General features: G+C 51.3%; 17 protein-coding genes. 11 read left to right on the top strand and 6 right to left on the bottom strand.

The window, feature by feature from the left end; all coding sequences use genetic code 11:
• Positions 1-89 precede the first annotated feature (89 nt).
• Positions 90-1,058, bottom strand: a complete 969-nt coding sequence (trxB, locus tag SK33_RS15405) for a thioredoxin-disulfide reductase (RefSeq protein ID WP_003035727.1) — start codon at positions 1,056-1,058, stop codon at positions 90-92.
• A 547-nt stretch (positions 1,059-1,605) separates the two neighbouring features.
• Between trxB and lrp the strand changes: the two genes are divergently transcribed.
• The 8 genes from lrp to SK33_RS15365 all read left to right on the top strand — a co-directional run bounded on the left by lrp (position 1,606) and on the right by SK33_RS15365 (position 13,890).
• Positions 1,606-2,100 (top strand): leucine-responsive transcriptional regulator Lrp, encoded by a 495-nt coding sequence (lrp, locus tag SK33_RS15400; RefSeq protein WP_002439523.1) that lies wholly within the window; start codon positions 1,606-1,608, stop codon positions 2,098-2,100.
• 134 nt (positions 2,101-2,234) lie between these two features.
• The gene (gene ftsK, locus SK33_RS15395; RefSeq protein ID WP_048219190.1) at positions 2,235-6,254 is read left to right on the top strand and encodes a DNA translocase FtsK; all 4,020 of its coding nucleotides are present in this window, start codon (positions 2,235-2,237) and stop codon (positions 6,252-6,254) included.
• A gap of 111 nt (positions 6,255-6,365) precedes the next feature.
• The gene (lolA, locus tag SK33_RS15390) at positions 6,366-6,977 is read left to right on the top strand and encodes an outer membrane lipoprotein chaperone LolA (protein WP_003831898.1); all 612 of its coding nucleotides are present in this window, start codon (positions 6,366-6,368) and stop codon (positions 6,975-6,977) included.
• Between the two features lie 10 nt (positions 6,978-6,987).
• The gene (gene rarA / locus SK33_RS15385) at positions 6,988-8,331 is read left to right on the top strand and encodes a replication-associated recombination protein RarA (RefSeq protein WP_003836910.1); all 1,344 of its coding nucleotides are present in this window, start codon (positions 6,988-6,990) and stop codon (positions 8,329-8,331) included.
• 92 nt (positions 8,332-8,423) lie between these two features.
• Complete coding sequence (gene serS / locus SK33_RS15380; protein WP_003836908.1) at positions 8,424-9,716, top strand: serine--tRNA ligase; 1,293 nt, start codon at positions 8,424-8,426, stop codon at positions 9,714-9,716.
• Positions 9,717-9,952: 236 nt separating this feature from the next.
• On the top strand, positions 9,953-12,397 hold the full coding sequence (gene dmsA, locus SK33_RS15375) for a dimethylsulfoxide reductase subunit A (RefSeq protein WP_048219186.1): 2,445 nt from the start codon (positions 9,953-9,955) through the stop codon (positions 12,395-12,397).
• A gap of 10 nt (positions 12,398-12,407) precedes the next feature.
• Positions 12,408-13,025, top strand: coding sequence for a DMSO/selenate family reductase complex B subunit (locus SK33_RS15370; RefSeq protein ID WP_003035741.1), 618 nt, complete (start codon positions 12,408-12,410; stop codon positions 13,023-13,025).
• A gap of 1 nt (position 13,026) precedes the next feature.
• Positions 13,027-13,890, top strand: a complete 864-nt coding sequence (locus SK33_RS15365; RefSeq protein ID WP_003035744.1) for a dimethyl sulfoxide reductase anchor subunit family protein — start codon at positions 13,027-13,029, stop codon at positions 13,888-13,890.
• A gap of 109 nt (positions 13,891-13,999) precedes the next feature.
• Here SK33_RS15365 and ycaC read toward each other — a convergent pair whose 3' ends face one another.
• Entirely contained in the window at positions 14,000-14,626 is a 627-nt protein-coding gene (ycaC, locus tag SK33_RS15360; protein WP_003035746.1) for an isochorismate family cysteine hydrolase YcaC, read from the bottom strand.
• A 385-nt stretch (positions 14,627-15,011) separates the two neighbouring features.
• Here ycaC and SK33_RS15355 point away from each other — a divergent pair, with 385 nt between their 5' ends.
• Together SK33_RS15355 and SK33_RS15350 are read left to right on the top strand one after the other, a co-directional pair.
• Positions 15,012-16,160 carry an MFS transporter gene (locus SK33_RS15355; RefSeq protein ID WP_003035748.1) on the top strand — a complete coding sequence of 383 codons (1,149 nt, stop codon included), beginning with the start codon at positions 15,012-15,014 and terminating at the stop codon, positions 16,158-16,160.
• Between the two features lie 213 nt (positions 16,161-16,373).
• Positions 16,374-17,795, top strand: a complete 1,422-nt coding sequence (locus SK33_RS15350) for an amino acid permease (protein ID WP_048219180.1) — start codon at positions 16,374-16,376, stop codon at positions 17,793-17,795.
• Between the two features lie 43 nt (positions 17,796-17,838).
• On the opposite strand, the gene pflA is transcribed toward SK33_RS15350, so the two are convergent.
• The 4 genes from pflA to ycaO all read right to left on the bottom strand — a co-directional run bounded on the left by pflA (position 17,839) and on the right by ycaO (position 24,129).
• Positions 17,839-18,579 (bottom strand): pyruvate formate lyase 1-activating protein, encoded by a 741-nt coding sequence (gene pflA, locus SK33_RS15345; protein WP_003035751.1) that lies wholly within the window; start codon positions 18,577-18,579, stop codon positions 17,839-17,841.
• A gap of 185 nt (positions 18,580-18,764) precedes the next feature.
• A complete protein-coding gene (pflB, locus tag SK33_RS15340; RefSeq protein WP_003035753.1) occupies positions 18,765-21,047 on the bottom strand; it encodes a formate C-acetyltransferase in 2,283 nt (760 codons plus the stop codon).
• 59 nt (positions 21,048-21,106) lie between these two features.
• Positions 21,107-21,964, bottom strand: a complete 858-nt coding sequence (gene focA, locus SK33_RS15335; protein ID WP_003035756.1) for a formate transporter FocA — start codon at positions 21,962-21,964, stop codon at positions 21,107-21,109.
• A gap of 404 nt (positions 21,965-22,368) precedes the next feature.
• Positions 22,369-24,129 carry a 30S ribosomal protein S12 methylthiotransferase accessory factor YcaO gene (gene ycaO / locus SK33_RS15330; RefSeq protein WP_048219179.1) on the bottom strand — a complete coding sequence of 587 codons (1,761 nt, stop codon included), beginning with the start codon at positions 24,127-24,129 and terminating at the stop codon, positions 22,369-22,371.
• A 136-nt stretch (positions 24,130-24,265) separates the two neighbouring features.
• Between ycaO and SK33_RS15325 the strand changes: the two genes are divergently transcribed.
• Positions 24,266-24,958: a DUF421 domain-containing protein gene (locus SK33_RS15325; protein ID WP_003847009.1), complete on the top strand. Its 693-nt coding sequence runs from the start codon at positions 24,266-24,268 to the stop codon at positions 24,956-24,958.
• Positions 24,959-25,162: the final 204 nt, after the last annotated feature.

The raw sequence follows: 25,162 nt of genomic DNA, 5'->3' as shown, positions 1-25,162 counted from the left end.
GAATTTTTGGGCAGGGCAATGTTACAACGAGGCAAAAATAAAGGCGACTTATAGTCGCCTTTTTTACTTTTGTTACTGATTTGTAAAACTTATTTGCAAGCGTCCGCCAGACCGTCGAGATAACGTTCTGCATCAAGCGCGGCCATACAGCCCGTGCCCGCAGACGTAATCGCCTGGCGATAAATATGGTCCATCACGTCACCGGCTGCGAAGACACCCGGAATGCTGGTTTGAGTGGCATTGCCGTGAATACCGGACTGAACTTTGATGTAGCCGTTTTCCAGTTCAAGCTGACCGTCGAAAATAGCGGTATTAGGGCTGTGACCGATAGCGACAAATAACCCGGCAACGTCAAGTGATTCCACGTTGTCAGTGTTTTGCGTATCGCGCAGACGCAGTCCGGTTACGCCCATTTGATCGCCGGTCACTTCTTCCAGCGTGCGGTGGGTGTGAAGCACGATGTTGCCGTTTTCAACTTTATCCATCAAACGTTTGATGAGAATTTTCTCCGCGCGGAAGCTGTCGCGACGGTGAATCAAATGCACTTCAGATGCGATATTCGCCAGATATAGCGCTTCTTCAACAGCGGTGTTGCCGCCGCCGATCACCGCAACTTTTTGGTTACGGTAGAAGAAACCGTCGCAGGTCGCGCAGGCGGAAACGCCACGGCCTTTGAATGCTTCTTCTGAAGGCAGACCCAGGTAACGTGCTGAAGCGCCGGTGGCGATGATCAGTGCGTCACAGGTGTATTCACCGCTGTCGCCGGTCAGACGGAAAGGACGGTTTTGCAGATCAACTTTGCTGATGTGATCAAAAATGATTTCAGTGTCAAATTTGGACGCATGTTCGTGCATACGTTCCATCAGCAGCGGGCCAGTAAGATCGTGCGGATCGCCAGGCCAGTTTTCCACTTCTGTTGTTGTGGTCAACTGACCACCTTTTTCCATACCGGTAATCAGTACCGGTTGCAGGTTCGCGCGTGCAGCGTAGACCGCAGCGGTATACCCCGCAGGGCCAGAGCCCAGAATAAGAAGTTTACTGTGTTTGGTTGCGCCCATGAGATCCCCATAGTTGTTGGCAGGCAATGAGCAGGATTGTAGGGAATTTACAGACGTAAAAAAAGAGTATGGCGATTTTGTTAACAATATGTGTAATAGCAGAAACCGATGAACGGGGTGATCAGCCGTAATACTATAACGATTTCTACTTAAAATCGGTCAGTTATAAGGTGATAAAATGACGATTTTCCATCACTGCGAATGAATAACTGGCATGTTGTACTAAAAATCGATGTTTTGCTTTGACAATCCCCTGCTGTTTTGCGAAAACATTCAAGGAAGAAAAAAACTGTGTCATGTATGTGCTGCATAATCATGCATGTAGATACCATGTTTACCGTGTTAGCGAAATCTACGCATGGTGTGGACAGATGCCATTCGTGATGTCGATAGCCGCCGACAGGCAACGGTCTTCTCACCATAAACCCAGACATTGCGAACCGAAAATCCCTCTGGGTTGCGGTTTATTTTGATGGGTAGCGACTCTGAACAGTGATGTTGGTAGAGTCAGGCAGGAGTAGGGAAGGAATACAGAGAGACAATAATAATGGTAGATAGTAAGAAGCGCCCTGGCAAAGATCTCGACCGTATCGATCGTAACATTCTTAATGAGCTGCAAAAGGATGGGCGTATTTCTAACGTCGAGCTTTCTAAACGTGTGGGACTTTCACCAACGCCCTGCCTTGAGCGTGTGCGTCGGTTGGAAAGACAGGGTTTTATTCAGGGCTATACAGCGCTGTTAAACCCGCATTATCTGGATGCATCACTTCTGGTTTTTGTTGAGATTACTCTGAATCGTGGCGCCCCGGATGTGTTTGAACAATTCAACTCTGCAGTACAAAAACTTGAAGAAATTCAAGAGTGTCATTTGGTTTCCGGTGATTTCGACTATTTGCTGAAAACACGCGTACCGGATATGTCGGCATACCGTAAGCTGTTGGGGGAAACCCTGCTGCGTCTGCCTGGCGTGAATGACACACGTACTTATGTAGTCATGGAAGAAGTCAAACAGAGCAATCGTCTGGTAATTAAGACGCGCTAACACGGAACAGGTGCAAAATCGACGCAGTTTGATTACACTCCTGTTAATCCATACAGCAACAGTGCCGGGGTAACCCGGTGCTGTTGTCCGTTTTAGCATCGGGCAGGAAAAGCCTGAAACCTGGAGAGCCGTTTTTGAGCCAGGAATACACTGAAGACAAAGACGTCACATTGACGAAGTTAAGCAGCGGGCGCCGACTTCTGGAAGCGCTACTGATTCTTATTGCCCTTTTTGCCGTCTGGTTGATGGCTGCCTTACTCAGCTTTAACCCTTCGGATCCCAGTTGGTCACAAACCGCATGGCATGAACCTATCCATAATCTGGGGGGAATACCCGGAGCATGGTTGGCGGACACGCTGTTCTTTATTTTTGGCGTCATGGCCTACACCATTCCCGTCATCATTGTTGGCGGCTGTTGGTTTGCCTGGCGACACCAGACCAGCGACGAATACGTCGATTATTTTGCCGTCTCGCTGCGCATTATTGGCGTTCTGGCGCTGATTCTCACTTCCTGCGGGCTGGCCGCAATTAACGCCGATGACATCTGGTATTTCGCCTCTGGCGGCGTGATCGGCAGTCTGCTCAGCACTACGCTACAACCCTTACTGCACAGCAGCGGCGGCACGCTGACGTTGTTGTGCATTTGGGCGGCGGGATTAACGCTTTTCACCGGTTGGTCATGGGTGAGCATTGCGGAAAAACTGGGCGGCTGGTTACTCAATATCCTGACGTTTGCCAGCAACCGTACCCGCCGCGACGATACCTGGGTCGATGACGAAGAATATGAAGATGAAGAAGAGTCTGTCGATGCCGCTGATGGCAAACCCCATGAATCGCGTCGGGCTCGTATTCTGCGCGGTGCGTTAGCGCGCCGTAAGCGTCTGGCAGAGAAATTTACCAACCCGCTTGGTCGTCATACCGATGCGGCGCTGTTCTCCGGCAAACGCATGGATGATGAAGACGAAATTGAATACAGCGCCCGTGGCGTGGTTGCCGATCCTAACGATGTGCTGTTTTCCGGCAATCGCGCGACGCTGCCTGAATATGACGAGCTTGACCCACTGCTTAACGGCCATTCGGTGACCGAGCCTGTGGCTGCAGCAGCTGCAGCTACAACGGCCGCTCAGGCCTGGAGCGCGCCGGTAGATCCGTTGCTGCAAACCTCGCCCGTGACCAACACTGTTATGGAGCAACCGGCCCCAGCCGTAGCCTGGCAATCCGTACCAGGCCCGCAAACCGGTGATGCCGCGATTGCACCAACGCCTGAAGGTTATCCGCAACCAGCCCAGTACGCGCAACCTCCGGTGCAGCAGCCGTATGAGCCATGGCAACAGCCGGTTGTGGAGGAGAGTCCGCAGTCGCAATATTACGCACCGCAGCCGGAATCTGTTTATGCGCAGCCAGTCGCGCCGCAGTCGGAACCTGTTTATCAGCCAGAGCCTGTGCTGCAGCCTGTCTATCAACAGGATCCGACCTCTCAACAGAACGCCACATTCCAGCAGCCTGCTTATCAGCCGGAGCCTGCGCCGCAACCTGTTTATCAGCAGGAATCAATCCCTCAACAGAGCACTACGTTCCAGCAGCCTGTGGTTGAACAACCGCTTGTGGTGGAACCTGAGCCCGTGGTTGAAGAAGTTAAACCGACTCGTCCGCCGCTCTATTACTTTGAAGAAGTCGAAGAGAAACGTGCGCGTGAGCGTGAGCAACTGGCCGCATGGTATCAGCCGATTCCAGAACCTGCTCAGGAGCCTGAGCGTATTAAACCGTCTACGCCATCTATGCCGACGACTGCATCCATACCGCCCGTTGAGTCTGTTGCTGCTGTTGCACCGCTGGCTGCCGGTGTAAAAAGCGCCGCTTTAGGGGCGGGTGCAGCAACTGCACCTGTCTTTAGCCTTGCGGGCAGCGGTGCGCCGCGTCCGCAGGTGAAAGAGGGGATTGGCCCGCAGTTACCGCGCCCAAATCGTGTGCGCGTGCCTACTCGCCGGGAATTGGCGTCGTATGGCATCAAACTGCCGTCACAGCGTATGGCTGAAGAGAAAGCGCGCGAAGAGCAGCTTGATACAGATGCGTACAATGACGATGAAATGGATGCAATGCAGCAGGACGAGCTGGCACGCCAGTTCGCTCAGTCGCAGCAGCATCGTTATGGCGAAGAGTATCAGGACGATACCCACCAGACTGATGACGAAGATTCAGCCGCAGAAGCGGAACTGGCTCGCCAGTTTGCTTCTTCTCAGCAGCAGCGCTATTCCGGTGAACAGCCTGCCGGAGCGAATCCGTTCTCGCTCGATGACTTTGAATTTTCGCCAATGAAAACGCTGGTAGATGAGGGGCCGCATGAGCCACTGTTTACGCCTGGCGTGATGCCGGAGCCTGCGCCGCAGTACCAGGAACCAGTTGCACCGCAGCAGCATTATCAGCAACCGGCGCAACCTGTTGCACCGCAGCAGCATTATCAGCAGCCGGCGCAGCCTGTCGCACCGCAGCAGCATTATCAGCAACCGGCGCAGCCTGTCGCACCGCAGCAGCATTATCAGCAGCCAGCGCAGCCTGTCGCACCGCAGCAACATTATCAGCAGCCAGCGCAGCCTGTTACGCCGCCGCCGCAGGATAGTCTGATCCATCCGCTGCTGATGCGTAATGGCGACAGCCGTCCGGCGCACCGTCCAAGCACGCCGCTGCCATCGTTAGATCTGCTTACACCGCCGCCGAGCGAGGTTGAGCCGATAGATACGTTCGCGCTGGAGCAAATGGCACGTCTGGTGGAAGCGCGTCTGGCGGATTTCCGCATTAAAGCCGATGTAGTGAACTACTCTCCAGGCCCAGTGATTACCCGCTTTGAGCTTAATCTGGCTCCTGGGGTTAAAGCGGCGCGTATTTCCAACCTGTCGCGCGATCTGGCGCGTTCATTGTCGACCGCAGCGGTACGTGTGGTCGAGGTTATTCCAGGCAAACCGTATGTCGGACTGGAGTTACCGAATAAAAAACGTCAAACCGTTTATCTGCGTGAAGTGCTGGATAACGCTAAATTCCGTGATAACTCATCTCCGCTGACTGTGGTGCTGGGTAAAGATATTGCGGGCGAACCGGTGGTGGCCGATCTGGCAAAAATGCCGCACCTGCTGGTAGCAGGGACAACCGGATCCGGTAAGTCTGTTGGGGTGAACGCCATGATCCTCAGCATGCTCTACAAGGCGCAGCCGGAAGACGTTCGCTTTATCATGATTGACCCGAAAATGCTGGAACTGTCGGTTTATGAAGGCATTCCACATCTGCTGACCGAAGTCGTGACCGACATGAAAGATGCTGCTAACGCCTTGCGCTGGAGCGTCAATGAAATGGAACGTCGCTACAAGCTGATGTCGGCGCTTGGCGTGCGTAACCTTGCCGGCTATAACGAGAAAATCGCCGAAGCCGCCCGCATGGGACGTCCGATTCCGGACCCGTACTGGAAGCCGGGTGACAGTATGGATGTTCAGCATCCGGTGCTGGAAAAACTGCCGTATATTGTTGTGCTGGTGGATGAATTCGCCGACCTGATGATGACGGTTGGCAAAAAGGTGGAAGAACTGATTGCTCGTCTGGCGCAAAAAGCGCGTGCGGCGGGGATCCACCTGGTGCTGGCAACCCAGCGACCGTCGGTTGACGTTATCACCGGACTGATTAAAGCGAACATTCCAACGCGTATCGCCTTTACCGTGTCCAGTAAAATTGACTCGCGTACCATCCTTGACCAGGGGGGAGCGGAATCGCTGTTAGGTATGGGTGACATGCTCTATTCCGCACCGAACTCGACGATCCCGGTGCGTGTTCACGGCGCCTTTGTCCGCGATGAAGAAGTTCACGCAGTGGTTCAGGACTGGAAAGCGCGCGGTCGTCCACAATACGTCGACGGCATTACTTCTGACAGCGAAAGCGAAGGCGGCGGTGGCGGCTTTGATGGTGGCGAAGAGTTGGATCCGCTGTTCGATCAGGCGGTAAACTTTGTGACCCAGAAACGCAAAGCCTCAATCTCCGGCGTCCAGCGTCAGTTCCGCATCGGCTACAACCGAGCGGCGCGCATCATCGAGCAGATGGAAGCGCAGGGTATTGTCAGCGAACAAGGGCATAATGGTAATCGTGAAGTGCTGGCTCCGCCGCCCTTCGAATGATTGCAAAGTTAAGTAATTCAGTATTTTCTACTTTCCTCATGCTGATTTTTGGCCTGAAATGGATAGCAGAGGGATCTCCCCGTTGGGAGTGACGTATTTTGAGGAATAACGATGAAAAGAATCGCAATCACCTGTGCATTACTGTCGAGCTTTGTGGTGAGCAGTGTCTGGGCTGACGCTGCCAGCGACCTGAAAAGCCGTCTGGATAAAGTCAGTAGCTTCCATGCCAGCTTTACTCAGAAGGTCACGGACGGCAGCGGCGCAGCGGTGCAGGAAGGTCAGGGTGATTTATGGGTTAAACGTCCTAATCTGTTTAACTGGCATATGACCCAGCCTGATGAGAGCATCCTGGTTTCCGATGGGAAAACGCTGTGGTTCTTTAACCCGTTTGTTGAACAGGCGACCGCGACCTGGCTGAAAGACGCCACGGGAAATACGCCGTTCATGCTGATCGCGCGTAACCAGGCCAGTGACTGGCAGCAGTACAACATTAAGCAAAACGGCGATGATTTCGTGCTGACGCCAAAAACCAGCAGCGGTAACCTGAAGCAGTTTACGATCAATGTTGGGCGTGACGGGACGATCCATCAGTTTAGCGCCGTTGAGCAAGACGATCAGCGCAGCAGCTATCAGCTGAAATCTCAGCAGAATGGTGCGATTGAACCTTCCAAATTCACCTTTACCCCGCCGCAAGGTGTAACGGTTGACGATCAACGTAAGTAGAGGCGTGTGAGTGAGCAATCTGTCGCTCGACTTTTCTGATAATACCTTTCAGCCACTGGCCGCACGTATGCGGCCAGAAAATTTAGCGCAGTATATCGGCCAGCAGCATTTGCTGGCTGCGGGTAAACCCTTGCCGCGCGCTATCGAGGCGGGGCACCTGCACTCCATGATTTTATGGGGGCCGCCGGGGACGGGAAAAACTACGCTTGCCGAAGTCATTGCCCGTTACGCCAACGCCGATGTCGAACGCATTTCGGCGGTTACGTCTGGTGTAAAAGAGATTCGTGAAGCGATTGAGCGTGCGCGTCAGAATCGTAACGCTGGTCGGCGTACGATCCTGTTTGTCGACGAAGTTCACCGTTTTAATAAAAGCCAGCAGGATGCCTTTTTACCGCATATTGAAGACGGTACCATCACGTTTATTGGCGCCACCACCGAAAACCCCTCGTTTGAACTGAACTCGGCGCTGCTGTCACGCGCACGCGTTTACTTACTGAAATCGTTAACCACCGACGATATTGAACAGGTGCTGGACCAGGCGATGTCAGATAAAGCGCGGGGTTACGGCGGCCAGGATATCGTACTGCCGCCAGAGACGCGTCGGGCTATTGCCGAACTGGTTAATGGTGATGCGCGCCGGGCGCTGAATACGCTGGAAATGATGGCCGATATGGCCGAAGTTGATGATTCTGGCAAGCGCGTATTGAAACCAGAATTGCTCACTGAAATTGCCGGTGAGCGCAGCGCACGCTTCGATAATAAAGGCGATCGCTTTTATGATCTCATCTCCGCATTACATAAATCGGTTCGCGGCAGTGCACCGGATGCCGCGCTTTATTGGTATGCGCGCATCATTAGTGCAGGCGGTGACCCGCTGTATGTTGCTCGTCGCTGCCTGGCAATTGCCTCTGAAGATGTGGGCAATGCTGATCCTCGTGCCATGCAGGTGGCAATTTCCGCATGGGACTGCTTTACCCGCGTGGGACCAGCGGAAGGCGAACGTGCGATTGCTCAGGCGATTGTTTATCTGGCCTGCGCGCCGAAAAGTAATGCAGTTTACACCGCCTTCAAAGCCGCGCTGGCTGATGCACGTGAACGTCCGGATTACGACGTGCCGGTTCACCTGCGCAATGCGCCGACGAAGCTGATGAAGGAGATGGGCTACGGTCAGGAATATCGTTACGCCCATGATGAGCCAAATGCCTATGCCGCCGGAGAAGAGTACTTCCCGCAGGAAATGGCACAAACGCGCTATTATCACCCCACAAACAGAGGTCTTGAAGGCAAGATTGGCGAAAAGCTCGCCTGGCTCGCCGGACAGGATCAAAATAGCCCTATAAAACGCTACCGTTAGTGTTATCGTTGCGGTAATGTTGTCTCTGTATCCCTGTGACCGCAGGCTGTGGTCACTTTCTCCTATTTTAATTCGATAAGCACAGGATAAGCATGCTCGATCCCAATCTGCTGCGTAATGAGCCAGACGCAGTCGCAGAAAAACTGGCAAGCCGGGGCTTTAAGCTGGATGTAGATAAGCTGCGCGCTCTTGAAGAGCGTCGTAAAGTTCTGCAGGTACAAACTGAAAACCTGCAGGCAGAGCGTAACTCTCGATCGAAATCCATCGGCCAGGCAAAAGCGCGCGGGGAAGATATCGAGTCTTTACGTCTGGAAGTGAACAAACTGGGCGAAGAGCTGGATGCCGCGAAAGCTGAACTTGATACCTTACAGGCCGAGATCCGCGATATTGCGCTGACCATTCCTAACCTTCCAGCGGACGAAGTTCCGGTGGGTAAAGATGAAAATGACAACGTCGAAGTCAGCCGCTGGGGTACACCACGTGAGTTTGATTTCGAAGTGCGCGATCACGTTACTCTGGGTGAAATGCACACGGGTCTTGATTTCGCCGCAGCGGTTAAGCTGACTGGCTCTCGTTTCGTTGTTATGAAAGGCCAGATCGCGCGCATGCACCGTGCGCTGTCTCAGTTCATGCTGGATCTGCATACCGAACAGCATGGTTACAGCGAAAACTACGTTCCGTATCTGGTTAACCATGACACGCTGTACGGAACAGGCCAACTGCCGAAATTTGCTGGCGATCTGTTCCACACCCGTCCGCTGGATGAAGAAGCTGACAGCAGCAACTATGCGTTGATCCCAACTGCAGAAGTGCCGCTGACCAACCTGGTACGTGACGAAATCATTGACGAAGATGCGCTGCCGATCAAAATGACTGCGCATACGCCGTGCTTCCGTTCTGAAGCAGGTTCTTACGGTCGTGATACCCGTGGTCTGATCCGTATGCACCAGTTCGATAAAGTTGAGATGGTGCAGATCGTTCGCCCGGAAGATTCGATGGATGCGCTGGAAGAGATGACCGGTCATGCTGAGAAGGTCCTGCAACTGTTGGGTCTGCCGTATCGCAAGATCATCCTGTGCACAGGCGACATGGGCTTCGGCGCATGCAAAACCTACGATCTGGAAGTGTGGATCCCGGCGCAGAACACCTATCGCGAAATCTCATCTTGCTCCAACGTGTGGGATTTCCAGGCTCGTCGTATGCAGGCGCGTTGCCGCAGTAAATCCGATAAAAAGACCCGTTTAGTACATACGCTGAACGGTTCTGGTCTGGCGGTAGGACGTACGCTGGTTGCGGTAATGGAAAACTATCAGCAGGCTGATGGTCGCATTCAGGTTCCGGAAGTGTTGCGTCCGTACATGAATGGCCTGGAATTCATCGGCTAAGCTACCTTTCCCTGCTAAAAAAGCGCCTTCGGGCGCTTTTTTTATGCCCGTTTGACGTCGGACAATAACGACTACCTCCATAGGAGTAATACTGCCTTCAAATGAAAGTCAGTATTTATCTCTGTCTTTTCGCAAATTCAGTATCTACCAGTCTGTATATCGATAGTAACGTTATATAAAAATCTATACAACGAATATTTGCCTTTTGTTTATTGTGAGCAGCAGAGTGAGCCACTATTAAAACTAAGATCCCCGATGCCATGCTGGCAGCTGAGGTTAGTCGCCGAGGTTTGGTGAAAACGACGGCGATAGGCGGACTGGCGGTGGCCAGTAGCGCGTTTACCCTGCCATTTACCCGTATTGCAAATGCTGCAGAAGCCCTTAATCCAACACAGGCCAGTGAGAAAGTCATCTGGAGCGCGTGTACGGTGAACTGTGGTAGCCGCTGTCCTCTGCGTATGCACGTGGTAGATGGTGAAATAAAGTATGTTGAAACCGACAACACCGGTGATGACAACTACGACGGTTTGCATCAGGTACGCGCCTGTCTGCGAGGTCGCTCCATGCGTCGTCGCGTCTATAATCCCGATCGTCTGAAATACCCGATGAAACGCGTCGGCAAGCGTGGCGAAGGTAAATTTGAGCGTATCAGCTGGGATGAAGCCTACGACATCATTGCCAGCAATATGCAGCGTCTTATCAAAGACTACGGCAACGAGTCTATCTACCTGAACTACGGCACAGGTACGCTGGGCGGCACCCTGACACGCTCCTGGCCACCGGGCAAAACGCTGGTAGCACGATTGATGAACTGCTGTGGTGGCTACCTGAATCACTACGGTGACTACTCTTCAGCGCAAATCGCCGCCGGGTTGAACTACACCTACGGCGGCTGGGCAGACGGTAACAGCCCGTCAGACATTGAAAACAGCAAGCTGGTGGTTCTGTTCGGGAATAACCCAGGTGAAACCCGTATGAGCGGGGGTGGGGTAACCTATTACCTTGAACAGGCGCGACAGAAATCCAATGCCCGCATGATCATTATCGATCCTCGCTACACGGATACTGGCGCGGGTCGTGAAGATGAGTGGATCCCCATCCGTCCGGGTACGGATGCCGCGCTGGTAAATGGGCTGGCGTATGTTCTGATCACCGAAAACATGGTTGATCAACCGTTCCTTGACAAATATTGCGTAGGTTACGACGAGAAAACCTTACCGGCCGATGCACCGAAAAACGGTCACTATAAGGCGTATATTCTTGGGCAGGGCAAAGACGGTATTGCCAAGACCCCGGAATGGGCTGCGCAAATTACCGGGATTCCTGCTGAACGAATCGTCAAACTGGCACGTGAAATCGGTAGCGCTAAACCGGCATACATCAGCCAGGGGTGGGGACCGCAGCGTCATGCTAATGGTGAAATAGCGACCCGCGCCATTTCTATGCTGGCTATTCTGACCGGTAACGTTGGGATTAACGGCGGCAACAGTGGGGCGCGTGAGGGCTCATACAGTTTGCCGTTTGAACGTATGCCTACGCTGGAAAACCCTGTAGAAACCAGTATCTCGATGTTTATGTGGACGGACGCCATTGAGCGAGGTCCGGAGATGACGGCGCTGCGTGACGGTGTTCGTGGTAAAGATAAACTCGATGTTCCGATTAAGATGATCTGGAACTATGCGGGTAACTGCCTGATTAACCAGCACTCCGACATCAACCGCACACACGAAATCCTACAGGATGATAAGAAGTGCGAGATGATCGTTGTCATCGACTGCCATATGACCTCCTCGGCGAAATACGCGGATATTTTGCTGCCGGACTGTACCGCTTCGGAGCAGATGGACTTCGCACTGGATGCCTCCTGCGGGAATATGTCGTATGTGATTTTCACCGATCAGGCGATCAAACCACGCTTCGAATGCAAGACTATCTACCAGATGACCAGCGAGCTTGCGAAACGCCTAGGCGTTGAGCAGCAGTTTACAGAAGGTCGCACTCAGGAAGAGTGGATGCGTCATCTGTACGAGCAGTCGCGCAAAGCGATTCCTGAACTGCCAACGTTTGAAGAATTCCGCAAGCAGGGGATCTTTAAACAGCGTGACCCACAGGGGCATCACGTGGCGTACAAGGCGTTCCGTGAGGATCCTGACGCCAATCCGCTGACTACTCCCTCAGGTAAGATCGAAATTTATTCGCAGCAACTTGCCGAGATCGCGGCGACCTGGGAACTGCCGGAAGGTGATGTGATTGATCCACTGCCGATTTATACCCCAGGATTTGAAAGCATAAACGATCCTCTGGCGGAGAAATTCCCTCTGCAATTGACCGGTTTCCACTACAAATCTCGCGTCCACTCTACCTATGGCAACGTGGATGTTCTGAAAGCATCCTGCCGTCAGGAAATGTGGATCAACCCGATGGATGCGCAGAGACGCGGCATTAACAACGGCGACAAGGTGCGTATCTTTAACGATCGTGGTGAAGTGCACATCGAGGCTAAAGTAACGCCGCGTATGATGCCTGGCGTGGTGGCACTAGGCGAAGGGGCGTGGTATGACCCGGACGCAAAACGCGTGGACCAGGGCGGTTGTATTAACGTCCTGACGACCCAGCGTCCGTCTCCTCTCGCGAAGGGGAACCCATCACACACGAACCTTGTTCAGGTTGAAAAGGTGTAAGGAGTAACCGATGACAACCCAGTATGGATTTTTTATTGATTCCAGCCGTTGCACCGGTTGCAAAACCTGCGAACTGGCCTGCAAAGATTTTAAAAATTTAACCCCGGAGGTCAGCTTCCGCCGCATTTATGAGTATGCAGGCGGTGACTGGCAGGAGGATAACGGCGTCTGGCATCAGAACGTCTTTGCCTATTACCTCTCCATTGCGTGTAACCACTGCGAAGACCCAGCCTGTACCAAGGTGTGTCCGAGTGGCGCCATGCACAAACGTGAAGATGGCTTTGTCGTTGTCGATGAGGACGTGTGCATTGGCTGTCGGTATTGCCACATGGCCTGTCCTTACGGCGCGCCGCAGTACAATGCTGAAAAAGGGCATATGACTAAATGCGATGGCTGCCATGAGCGCGTCGCTGAAGGTAAAAAACCTATCTGCGTCGAATCCTGCCCACTGCGTGCGCTGGATTTTGGTCCGATTGAAGAGCTGCGCAAAAAGCATGGCACCCTGGCTGCGGTTGCGCCACTGCCGGGTGCGCACTTTACCAAACCGAGTATTGTCATCAAACCTAACGCCAATAGCCGCCCGACCGGGGATACCACAGGTTATCTGGCCAATCCGAAGGAGGTGTAAGATGGGAAGTGGATGGCATGAATGGCCGCTGATGATCTTCACGGTTTTCGGACAGTGTGTGGTTGGTGGCTTTATCGTTCTTGCGCTGGCGTTGATGAAAGGTGACTTGCGTCCAGAATCGCAGCAGCGCGTGATTGCCTGCATGTTTGGACTGTGGGTATTAATGGGCATTGGCTTCATTGCTTCTATGCTCCACCTGGGCTCGCCGATGCGCGCCTTTAACTCGCTCAATCGCGTTGGGTCTTCGGCGTTGAGTAACGAAATTGCCAGCGGTTCAATCTTCTTTGCCGTTGGTGGTATCGGCTGGCTGCTGGCCACGTTGAAAAAAATGTCGCCCGCATTACGCAATCTGTGGTTAGTTGTCACCATGGTGCTGGGTGTGGTTTTTGTCTGGATGATGGTACGCGTTTATAACACCATTGATACTGTGCCGACCTGGTACAGCGTCTGGACTCCGCTGGGCTTCTTCCTGACGATGTTTATGGGCGGTCCGCTGCTGGGGTATCTGTTACTGAGAATTGCTGGCGTGGATGGTTGGGCTATGCGCCTGCTGCCGGCAATTTCAGTGCTTGCTCTGGTCGTAAGCGCCATCATGTCTGTCATGCAAGGGGCTGAACTGGCGACGATCCACAGTTCGATTCAACAGGCTTCTGCGCTGGTTCCGGATTACGGCTCGCTGATGGCGTGGCGGATTGTGGCGCTGGCATTAGCGTTGTGCTGCTGGATTGTACCGCAAGTGAAGGGTTACCAGCCTGCCGTTCCGCTGCTTTCCGTGGCGTTTATTTTGCTGTTAGTCGGCGAGCTGATTGGTCGTGGCGTGTTCTACGGGCTGCATATGACAGTCGGTATGGCGGTGGCGAGTTAATCCAAACTATGCCGGATGGCAGCTTGCGTCTTATCAGGCCTACAGATCCGTAGGCCTTAAAGCTGTGCGTCATCAGGCAATATGTCAGGCCAGGGTTTTCGCCCTGGTTTTACTTCTGCTTAGTTAACGTGTCGTAGCTGGTCATCAGATTGCGGTAGTCCGGAATGTGATTCGAGAACAGCGTTGCCAGACCTTCGATATCGTTGCGCCAGTCGCGGTGCAGCTCGCACGCTACTCCGAACCATGTCATCAACTGAGCGCCTGCTTGAGACATCCGATCCCAAGCTGAATGACGGGTAATTTCATTAAATGTGCCTGAAGCATCGGTTACCACAAAGACGTCAAAGCCTTCTTCAATAGCTGAGAGCGCAGGGAAGGCGACGCAAACTTCCGTCACGACACCGGCGATAATCAGCTGCTTTTTGCCGGTCGCTTTCACTGCCTTCACGAAATCTTCGTTATCCCATGCGTTAATGTTTCCTGGGCGAGCAATATAGGGCGCATCGGGAAATTGCGCTTTCAGTTCCGGTACCAGCGGCCCGTTTGGTCCTGTCTCAAAACTGGTTGTCAGAATGGTTGGGAGGTTGAAGTATTTTGCTAAGTCACCCAGGGCTAGCACGTTGTTTTTAAATTTATCGGGATCGATATCCCGAACCAGAGAGAGCAGGCCAGCCTGATGGTCGACCAGCAGTACTGCCGCATTATCTTTATCAAGTCTTACGTAAGGTTTAGTCATGATATTTCTCCTGTTCAGCATCAGTGGGGGAAATTTGATGAGTTTAAGTCTACGAAAAGAACGATATCTGGAGTAGATGCCTAAATAAGAACTCACTGTTCTATTTTGAAGACAATGCAGCTCAGCATCCCGCATTGAGTTTAGTAAGAAATAAAAGTAAGGGTAATCCATGAAATTTTTCGACTGAACGTAACGCGAGATTTTTGTTTTAGATCAATAAAAACAAGCAGATGTGATTTTGTGTTTTTTATCTATTCACATTAAGAATCAGTAATGCAAATCGATCGACCAGAAAGCGCCTCAGCCCTTTGATTACGCCGATTGACAATGTTTTTAGCAGTGGCATGATGCGCATGAAATTTGAACTTCCTCACGGTTTTTATTCATGTCCACCTATACCCGTCCCGTCATGCTATTGCTGTGCGGGCTACTTCTGTTGACCCTGGCGATCGCCGTGTTAAACACGCTCGTCCCGCTTTGGCTCGCCCATGAAAATCTGCCCACCTGGCAGGTAGGCGTGGTGAGCTCGTCTTACTTTACCGGTAATCTGGTAGGGACGTTGTTGACAGGGTATTTAATAAAACATCTGGGTTTTAACCGCAGCTATTACATCGCCTCGCTTATTTTTGCCGCGGGCTGTGTCGGGCTGGGGATTATGGTGGGATTCTGGAGCTGGATGACCTGGCGTTTTATCGCCGGTGTTGGCTGCGCCATGATTTGGGTGGTGGTGGAAAGCGCGCTGATGTGCAGCGGGACTTCGCGTAATCGCGGACGTTTGCTTGCCGCCTATATGATGATCTATTACGTGGGGACGTTTTTAGGCCAACTGCTGGTGAGTAAAGTATCCACGGAATTGATGAATGTCCTGCCGTGGGTGACGGGTACTATCCTGGCGGGTGTTTTGCCACTGCTGTTTACGCGCATTGCCAATCAGCAGGGTGATGGGCAGCAGTCTACGCCTATTGTCTCCATGCTGAAACTCCGCCAGGCGCGTCTGGGCGTGAATGGCTGTATTATTTCCGGGATTGTGCTGGGGTCTTTGTATGGCCTGATGCCGCTGTATCTCAATCATCAGGGGGTGAGTAACGCCAGCATTGGTTTCTGGATGGCGGTCCTGGTAAGTGCAGGTATTCTGGGGCAATGGCCGATTGGCCGTCTGGCGGACAAGCTGGGACGTCTGTTGGTTTTACGCGTCCAGGTCTTCGTGGTGATCGTCGGAAGTATCGCCATGCTGAATCAGGCGGCGATGGCGCCCGCGTTGTTTATGTTGGGTGCGGCAGGCTTTACCCTCTACCCGGTCGCGATGGCCTGGGCCTGTGAAAAGGTGGAGCATCATCAGCTGGTCGCCATGAATCAGGCATTGTTATTGAGCTATACCGTGGGCAGTCTGCTGGGTCCTTCATTTACTGCGATGCTGATGCAGAATTATTCAGATAGCTTGCTGTTTATCATGATCGCCAGCGTATCGTTTATTTATTTACTGATGCTGTTGCGTAAAACGGGCCATACACCCAATTCTATTGCGCACATTTGACCTGATTTAACAGAATATGAACAGGTTCCCATACATACTGTTTATGTATGCTTTATGGGAACCTGCATTATTTTATCACACACTTCTTTCCTGAAAATAAAGTGTGCAGAAGGTTATAGTTTTACATCCTGCCGTTTCCGCTCGCTCAGTTTACCGCGCATAATCCCACGCCTCATTTATTGATAATCATAAAGCTTCCACGAAGGATTGCGTATGGCTGGTGTGCAGGAAAAACAATTGCGATGGTACAACATTGCATTGATGTCTTTTATTACCGTTTGGGGTTTTGGCAACGTCGTTAACAACTATGCCAATCAGGGATTGGTTGTTGTCTCCTCTTGGATATTTATTTTCGCGCTCTATTTTATTCCTTATGCGTTGATCGTCGGGCAGCTTGGTTCAACTTTTAAAGAGGGTAAAGGCGGCGTCAGTACCTGGATTAAACATACCATGGGGCCAGGGCTGGCCTATCTTGCTGCATGGACCTATTGGGTTGTGCATATTCCTTATCTGGCGCAAAAACCGCAGGCTATTCTGATTGCGCTGGGATGGGCGCTGAAGGGCGATGGTTCGTTGATTAAAGAGTACACCGTCGTGGCGTTGCAGGGGCTGACGCTGGCGCTGTTTGTCTTTTTCATGTGGGTTGCGTCCCGTGGCATGAAGTCGCTGAAAATTGTTGGGTCAGTTGCAGGCATCGCGATGTTTGTGATGTCCATTTTGTATGTCGTGATGGCGGTAACTGCGCCTGCAATTACGGATGTGCAGATAGCGACAACTAATATCACCTGGGAATCGTTTATCCCGCACATTGATTTTACCTACATTACCACGATCTCCATGCTGGTCTTTGCCGTGGGCGGCGCGGAGAAAATTTCGCCATACGTTAATCAGACACGTAATCCGGGCAAAGAATTTCCGAAAGGGATGCTCGTTCTGGCTGTTATGGTGGCGGTATGTGCGATTCTCGGATCGCTGGCTATGGGAATGATGTTTGACTCCCGGCATATTCCAGATGATCTGATGACGAATGGTCAATATTACGCCTTCCAGAAACTGGGTGAGTATTATGGTATGGGTAATTTGCTGATGGTTATTTACGCGATTGCCAATACGCTGGGACAGATTGCAGCATTGGTATTTTCTATTGATGCACCGCTTAAAGTTCTGCTGGGTGATGCTGATCGTAAATATATTCCCGAGAGCCTGTGTAAAACCAACGCTTCCGGTACGCCGGTAAATGGTTATATTCTGACGCTGGTGCTGGTGGCGATTCTGATTATGTTGCCAACACTGGGAATTGGCGACATGAATAATCTGTATAAATGGCTATTGAATCTTAACTCTGTCGTGATGCCATTGCGTTATTTATGGGTGTTTGTGGCGTTCATTGCCGTTATTCGTCTGGCGCAAAAATATAAATCGGAATATGTCTTTATTCGCAACCGATCGCTTGCGATGACCGTGGGGATCTGGTGCTTTGCCTTTACCGCATTTGCCTGTCTGACCGGGATTTTCCCGAAAATGGATGCCTTCACCCCAGAGTGGACATTCCAGCTCACGCTGAATATTGTGACGCCATTTGTGCTGGTTGGACTGGGATTGATTTTCCCGTTACTGGCGAGAAGAGGGCGTTAAGGCAGAGTCAGGTGGGTAACGTATCTGTTACCCACCATAAAAATCAATACATCACTTTATGTCCATATTGCTCGAGAATACCCTTCACGCGCTCCATGGTCTCTTTCTTCGGCGGTTTGACGCCATCCAGTTTGTACTCTTCGCCCATTGCCACCCATTTGTGTTTGCCCAGCTCGTGGTAAGGCAGCAGCTCGATTTTTTCAACGTTGCCCATATCGCGGGTAAATTCGCCAAGGCGGTGTGCGGAGTCGTCATCGTCAGACCAGCCAGGTACGACAACATAGCGGATCCACACTTTGATGTCTTTGTTGGACAGGTAACGCGCGAACTCGAGTGTACGATGGTTAGATACACCCACCAGATTCTGATGGATTTCATCGTTCATTTGTTTGAGATCGAGCATGACCAGGTCGGTGACTTCCAGCAGCTCATCGATCACCGGATCGTAGCGGCGAACAAAACCATTAGTATCCAGACAAGTATGAATACCTTCTTTTTTACAGGCCCGGAACCAGTCACGTACGAATTCAGCTTGCAAGATAGCTTCGCCGCCAGACGCTGTCACGCCGCCGCCGGAGGCGTTCATAAAGTGGCGGTAGGTCACCACCTCTTTCATTAATTCGTCAACGGTAACTTCTTTACCGCCGTGCGTATCCCACGTGTCGCGGTTATGGCAATACAGGCAGCGCATCAGGCAGCCCTGAAAGAAGGTAATAAAACGGATGCCCGGGCCATCAACAGTGCCACAGGATTCAAAGGAGTGAATGCGACCAATAACTGACATTGCGGTGTTTCTCCAGGTGTGGCCCATCCGGGGCCAGTGTTAGTGCACAGTTATTAACTGTGTCGAGTCTGTTTTGGCTGCTATCCATAAGTATAGATGGCTGACAAAGCAGGCTATTAAAAAGGCCCCACTTACGTGGAGCCTTTATTGTACGCTTTTTAAAGTACGATTTCAGTCAAAACCAATTACATAGTCTGAGTGAAGGTACGAGTAATAACGTCCTGCTGCTGTTCTTTAGTCAGGGAGTTAAAACGTACTGCGTAGCCAGAAACGCGGATGGTCAGCTGCGGATATTTTTCCGGATGTTCCATCGCATCCAACAGCATTTCACGGTTCATGACGTTCACGTTCAGGTGCTGACCACCTTCGATGGACGCTTCGTGGTGGAAGTAACCATCCATCAGACCTGCCAGGTTGGTCTTACGAACTTCGTCGTCTTTACCCAGAGCGTTCGGAACGATAGAGAAGGTGTAAGAGATACCATCTTTAGCGTAAGCAAACGGCAGTTTAGCAACGGAGGTCAGAGAGGCAACAGCACCTTTCTGGTCACGGCCGTGCATCGGGTTAGCACCCGGTCCGAACGGCGCGCCAGCACGACGACCATCTGGGGTGTTACCAGTTTTCTTACCATAAACCACGTTAGAGGTGATGGTCAGAACAGACTGAGTCGGGATAGCGTTACGATAAGTAGTCAGTTTCTGAATTTTCTTCATGAAACGTTCTACCAGGTCAACCGCCATGTCATCAACGCGAGAGTCGTTGTTACCAAACTGCGGGTATTCGCCTTCGATTTCGAAGTCGATAGCCAGACCGTCTTCGTCACGAATCGGTTTAACTTTCGCATATTTGATTGCAGACAGGGAGTCAGCAGCAACGGACAGACCAGCGATACCACACGCCATGGTGCGGATAACGTCACGGTCGTGCAGCGCCATCAGAGAGGCTTCGTAGCTGTACTTGTCGTGCATGTAGTGGATAACGTTCAGTGCAGTGACGTACTGTTTAGCCAGCCAATCCATGAAGTGATCCATGCGGTCCATAACTTCGTCGAAGTTCAGAACGTCGCCTTTGATCGGTTCAGATTTAGGACCAACCTGCATTTTCAGTTTTTCATCAACGCCACCGTTGATTGCGTACAGCATGGTTTTCGCCAGGTTTGCACGCGCACCGAAGAACTGCATTTGTTTACCAACAACCATCGGGCTTACGCAACAAGCGATAGCGTAGTCGTCGTTGTTGAAGTCCGGACGCATCAGGTCATCGTTCTCGTACTGCAGAGAAGAGGTGTCGATGGACACTTTAGCGGCGAATTTCTTGAAGTTCAGAGGCAGTTTTTCAGACCACAGAACAGTGATGTTCGGCTCCGGAGAAGGACCCATAGTGTACAGGGTGTTCAGGAAGCGGAAGCTGTTTTTGGTAACCAGAGTACGGCCATCAACGCCCATACCACCGATTGATTCAGTTGCCCAAATCGGGTCACCGGAGAACAGTTCATCATATTCAGGAGTACGCAGGAAGCGAACCATACGCAGTTTCATGACCAGGTGGTCGATCATTTCCTGTGCGTCTTGCTCGGTGATTTTGCCTGCTTTCAGGTCACGTTCGATGTAAGCATCCAGGAAGGTGGATACGCGACCGAAGGACATTGCTGCACCGTTCTGAGATTTAACTGCGGCCAGGTAGCCGAAGTAAGTCCACTGGATAGCTTCCTGAGCGTTGGTAGCCGGACCAGAGATATCGCAGCCATATTTAGCAGCCATTTCTTTGATCTGACCCAGAGCGCGGTGCTGTTCAGCGATTTCTTCACGCAGACGGATAGTTGCTTCCAGGTTTACGCCGTTTTCCAGATCGGACTGCAGAGAGACGAACTGAGCGTATTTGTCTTTCATCAGGTAGTCGATACCGTACAGCGCAACGCGACGGTAGTCACCGATGATACGGCCACGGCCATAAGCATCTGGCAGACCAGTCAGAACACCGGATTTACGGCAGTTCAGAATGTCTTTGGTGTAAACATCGAATACGCCCTGGTTGTGGGTTTTGCGGTATTCGGTGAAGATTTTTTTCAGCATCGGGTCCAGTTCGCGATTGTACGCTTTGCAGGAACCTTCAACCATTTTGATGCCGCCAAACGGAATGATCGCACGTTTCAGCGGAGCTTCAGTCTGCAGACCAACAATCTTCTCGAGCGCTTTGTTGATGTAGCCAGCGTCGTGAGAAGTGATGGTAGAAGCAACGGAGGTGTCAAAGTCAACAGGCGCGTGAGTGCGGTTTTCCTGTTTAACGCCTTCCATCACGCTGTCCCACAGTGCAGTGGTCGCATCAGTTGCGCCAGCCAGGAAGGACTCGTCACCCTCATATGGAGTGTAGTTTTTCTGAATGAAGTCACGTACGTTTACTTCATTCTGCCAGTCACCTTTGGTAAAACCTTCCCAGGCTGTGGCTAACTTTTCATTAAGCTCGGACATGTAACACCTACCTTCTTAAGTGGATTTTTTATTTACTGCGTGTAATGGGCATCATCAGATTAATGATGATCGTTACCACGCAGATAAATGACCCAGTATGTCAACCCGACCAACAAACCGCCGCCGATAATGTTACCGATCGTAACCGGAATCAGGTTATCGGTGATGAAATTCATCACGGTCAGGTGAGAAAAATTCTCCGGAGAAGACCCAACAGCGGTCCAGAATTCCGGGGTGGCGAAATCGCGTATTACAATACCCATAGGGATCATAAACATGTTTGCGATACTGTGCTCAAAACCGCTGGCAACAAACATTGCGACCGGTAATACCATGATAAACGCTTTGTCCATCAGGCTGCGGCCCGAGTAGCTCATCCATACCGCCAGGCATACCATCAGGTTAGCCAGGATGCCAAGGCTTACTGCCTCAACAAAAGTATGGTGCACTTTGTGGTCGGCTGTTTGTAGGACGTTGAGCCCCCACGCGCCGTTGGCGGTCATGTATTCGCCGGAAAGCCACATCAATAGCACGAAGAGCAAGCAACCCACCAAGTTACCGACATAAACGTTAAGCCAGTTTTTCGCTAACTGACCCCAGGTAATACGACCACTGGCTTTAGCAACGACGATCAGTACGGTTGAAGTGAAGAGGTCTGCACCGCAGACAACACAAAGAATCAGCCCCAGGGAAAAGCAGATACCACCTACTAATTTCGCCATGCCGAAAGGCATAGTACCAGTGCCGGTTGTGGCGGTAATATAGAAAACAAAGGCAATTGAAATGAATACACCGGCAGTAATTGCCAGATAGAACGTCTTAAGCGGATGTTTCGTTGCTTTATAGACGCCTGCTTCTTCGGCAACTTTGGCCATTGCAGCAGGTAGAATAAGATCAAAAGGGTTGTCAGCTTTCACACTAACTCTCTCTTTATTAAGTCGGCGACGAGATACTAACAAAGCATTATAGATGAGAATTTGATATAGATCATATCTCGCCTGGCTTATAGGCCCGTAAGACGCATGGTTTTTATGCGATTACGGTGTAACATGTTGATTATCCATATAAAAATAAATTTTAAAAATTATAAAGTGAGTTGAATTTTTTCTTTCAGCCTCCTATGGGACGGTTAATTAAAATGGAGTAATTGAGATAAAAAACCACATTAATAAGCTAATTTTTTTAATATCAACTACTAATATTTAACCTTGTTTTTACATTTATTTTTTGGTTTGACCAAAATAAAAAACGGGGCGCTTTAAGCGCCCCGTAATATAGCTCAGACAATACATTTAGCCTACTCGAGGCAAGTTGTTTGTCACTATTTTGACCAGTGTGCCGCTTTCGCGCGTTGCAATTTCTCATAGGCTTTCAGCAGAGACTGATGTGCCGGGAATGCCTGCAGATCGCTGTCTACTGGCTGAAGTCCATAAAACGGAGCTTCACCACTCAGTGCCGCACTTGCCGCTTCAACCGCCTCAGCGCCGTACATGCGGACAAACGCATTCAGATATTGCAGCGGCTGACGGTCCTCTTCCTGAGACAGCAGCAACAATGTTTGCAGGCAGCGATAGTAGTTTGCACGTTCCGCGCTAAAGACGGAGGCGTTAAATTCCATCGTCCATTCTGTCCACACCAGCGCCTGCTCCAGATCGCCACCGGCCAGCGCCAGCATCACTTTAAGCTCGCCAATACGCAGGGTGTACCAACCGTTATCCGCACCGGTCGCCAGACCGAGTAGCTCGCGCACGCGGGTAAAGTCGTCAAAACCTTCTTCATCCAGTTGTTCGATCAGATTGAGGTAGTCTTCTTTATCCCACTCACTGCCCGGCAGAGAGAGGATGGTGTCACGCAGATGGGCGCCCATAGCGTTGTTGGCTAACCACAGATCTTCTGCCGGATAGATGTCAGACATTCCCGGCACAATAATGCGGCACGCGTAAACGCTCAGGTGCTCATAGTCAGCGATATACACTTCTTTATCTTCAGCATTGAAGATGGCCATCAGGGTGGCGAACTCTTCTTCCGTGGTGCCAGAGAAATTCCAGTCAACGAACGGATAGTCGGCATCCTGCTTGAACAGATCCCATGAGATCAAACCGCTGGAATCGATGAAGTGAGTTTCAAGGTTGGTATGTTCTGCCACTTCCTCATCGTCAAAGGTCGGTGGGGTGAAGACATCAAGATCTTTCAGACCACGACCCTGCAGCAGTTCAGTGACGGTACGCTCCAGCGCCACGCCGAAATCCGGGTGTGCGCCGAAGGAAGCGAAGCAGGTACCGTTGGTCGGGTTGAACAGGACAACACAAATCACCGGATACTTACCGCCCAGCGAGCCATCATAGGCAAAAATTGGGAAACCTTCAGCTTCCAGTGTGGCGATGGACTCCACCACTGCCGGATAGCGCGCCATCACCTCGGCCGGGATTTCCGGCAGGCTGATGCTTTCGGCGATAATACGGTTCTTCACATGACGCTCAAAGACTTCAGACAGGCCCTGAACGCGCGCTTCGTTAGGCGTGTTACCCGCGGACATGCCGTTAGAAACATACAGGTTGCCGATAATATTCATCGGAATATAGACAGTCTGGTTATCCGACTGACGGGTAAACGGCAGGCCGCAGACGCCACGTTCTTCATTACCAGACTGCAGATCGATAAGCATGCTGCCAGTCAGTTCGTTATCTGGATCGTAAAACGCACGCAGACGTGCATCCAGTAAACCTTCTGGTACATCGTCTTCTTCTGTCAGCGGGAACCATTTTTCGTTCGGATAATGCACGAACGGGCCATTGGCGATAGTTTCGCCCAACCAGAAATCCGCAAAGAAATAGTTAGTCGACAGACGCTCAAAATATTCGCCCAGCGCGGAAGCCAACGCCGCTTTTTTCGTCGCGCCTTTACCGTTGGTGAAGCACAGCGCGCATTCTTTGTCGCGAATATGTACAGACCAGACGTTAGGGACGGGATTCAACCACGAGGCTTCTTCAATTTGAAAACCGAGGTCGAGCAATTTTTGCTGGAAGCGAGCGATGGAGTCTTCCAGAGCGGCATCTTTGCCGGGGATAAATGTTTGCGTCATGAAAATCACTTTTGTCGTACGGAAAGCGCGCAATGATACGGGTTTTCAATGAACGGCGCTATCGCCGCCGGAGCTCAGGCGTAAATAAAAGCATTGGCTATGCTTTCTTACAGCCAACCACGTTTAGAGCATATTAATGAAAGCTTTCGATTTGCACCGTATGGCGCTTGATAAGGTGCCCATGGATTTTCTGGGGGAAGTTGCGTTACGCAGCCTCTACACCTTTATATTGGTTTTTCTGTTTTTAAAAATCACCGGACGTCGCGGCGTACGCCAGATGTCGCTTTTTGAAGTGCTGATCATCCTTACGCTGGGTTCTGCAGCGGGAGACGTGGCATTCTATGACGATGTCCCGATGCTGCCAGTGCTGGTGGTTTTTATTACTCTTGCTGTGCTGTATCGGTTGGTAATGTGGCTGATGGCGCATAGTGAAAAAATGGAGGACCTGCTGGAGGGCAAACCCGTCGTGATCATTGAAGATGGCGAGCTGGCATGGTCAAAGCTCAATAGTGCCAATATGACGGAATTTGAATTCTTTATGGAACTGCGTTTGAACGGCGTGGAGCAATTGGGACAGGTGAAACTGGCTATTCTGGAGACGAATGGACAAATCAGCGTCTACTTCTTTGCCGATGAAGACGTAAAGCCGGGGCTCAGTATTTTACCTAAGCACTGTACGCAACGATTTAAAGTAATGCCTGAAGCAGGGGACTATGCCTGTATACGTTGTAGCGAAGTGGTGCAAATGAACGCAGGAGATCATCAATTATGTCCACGCTGTGCAAATCCAGAATGGTCGAAGGCCAGTCGGGCAAAACGGGTTACCTGACAGCAAAAATCTCGGTTTTTACCCGTCAATCCGATAGATTCTGTTGTGTGACCAATGACACATTTTTACCCTGGTCAGTTTTACCCATTGCGGCGCGTGTCACTGAATGATAAAACCGATATCCACAGGAATAACTTATACCAATGTCTGTCACCGGATTATCGTCAATGACAGGATGTTGATTGGACAACAACACAACGTGGT

The organism is Citrobacter sp. MGH103, assembly GCF_001034475.2.
GTDB lineage: Bacteria > Pseudomonadota > Gammaproteobacteria > Enterobacterales > Enterobacteriaceae > Citrobacter > Citrobacter freundii.
Note: the sequence above shows the minus strand (reverse complement) of the source record. Positions and strands in the feature narration are given on the sequence as shown.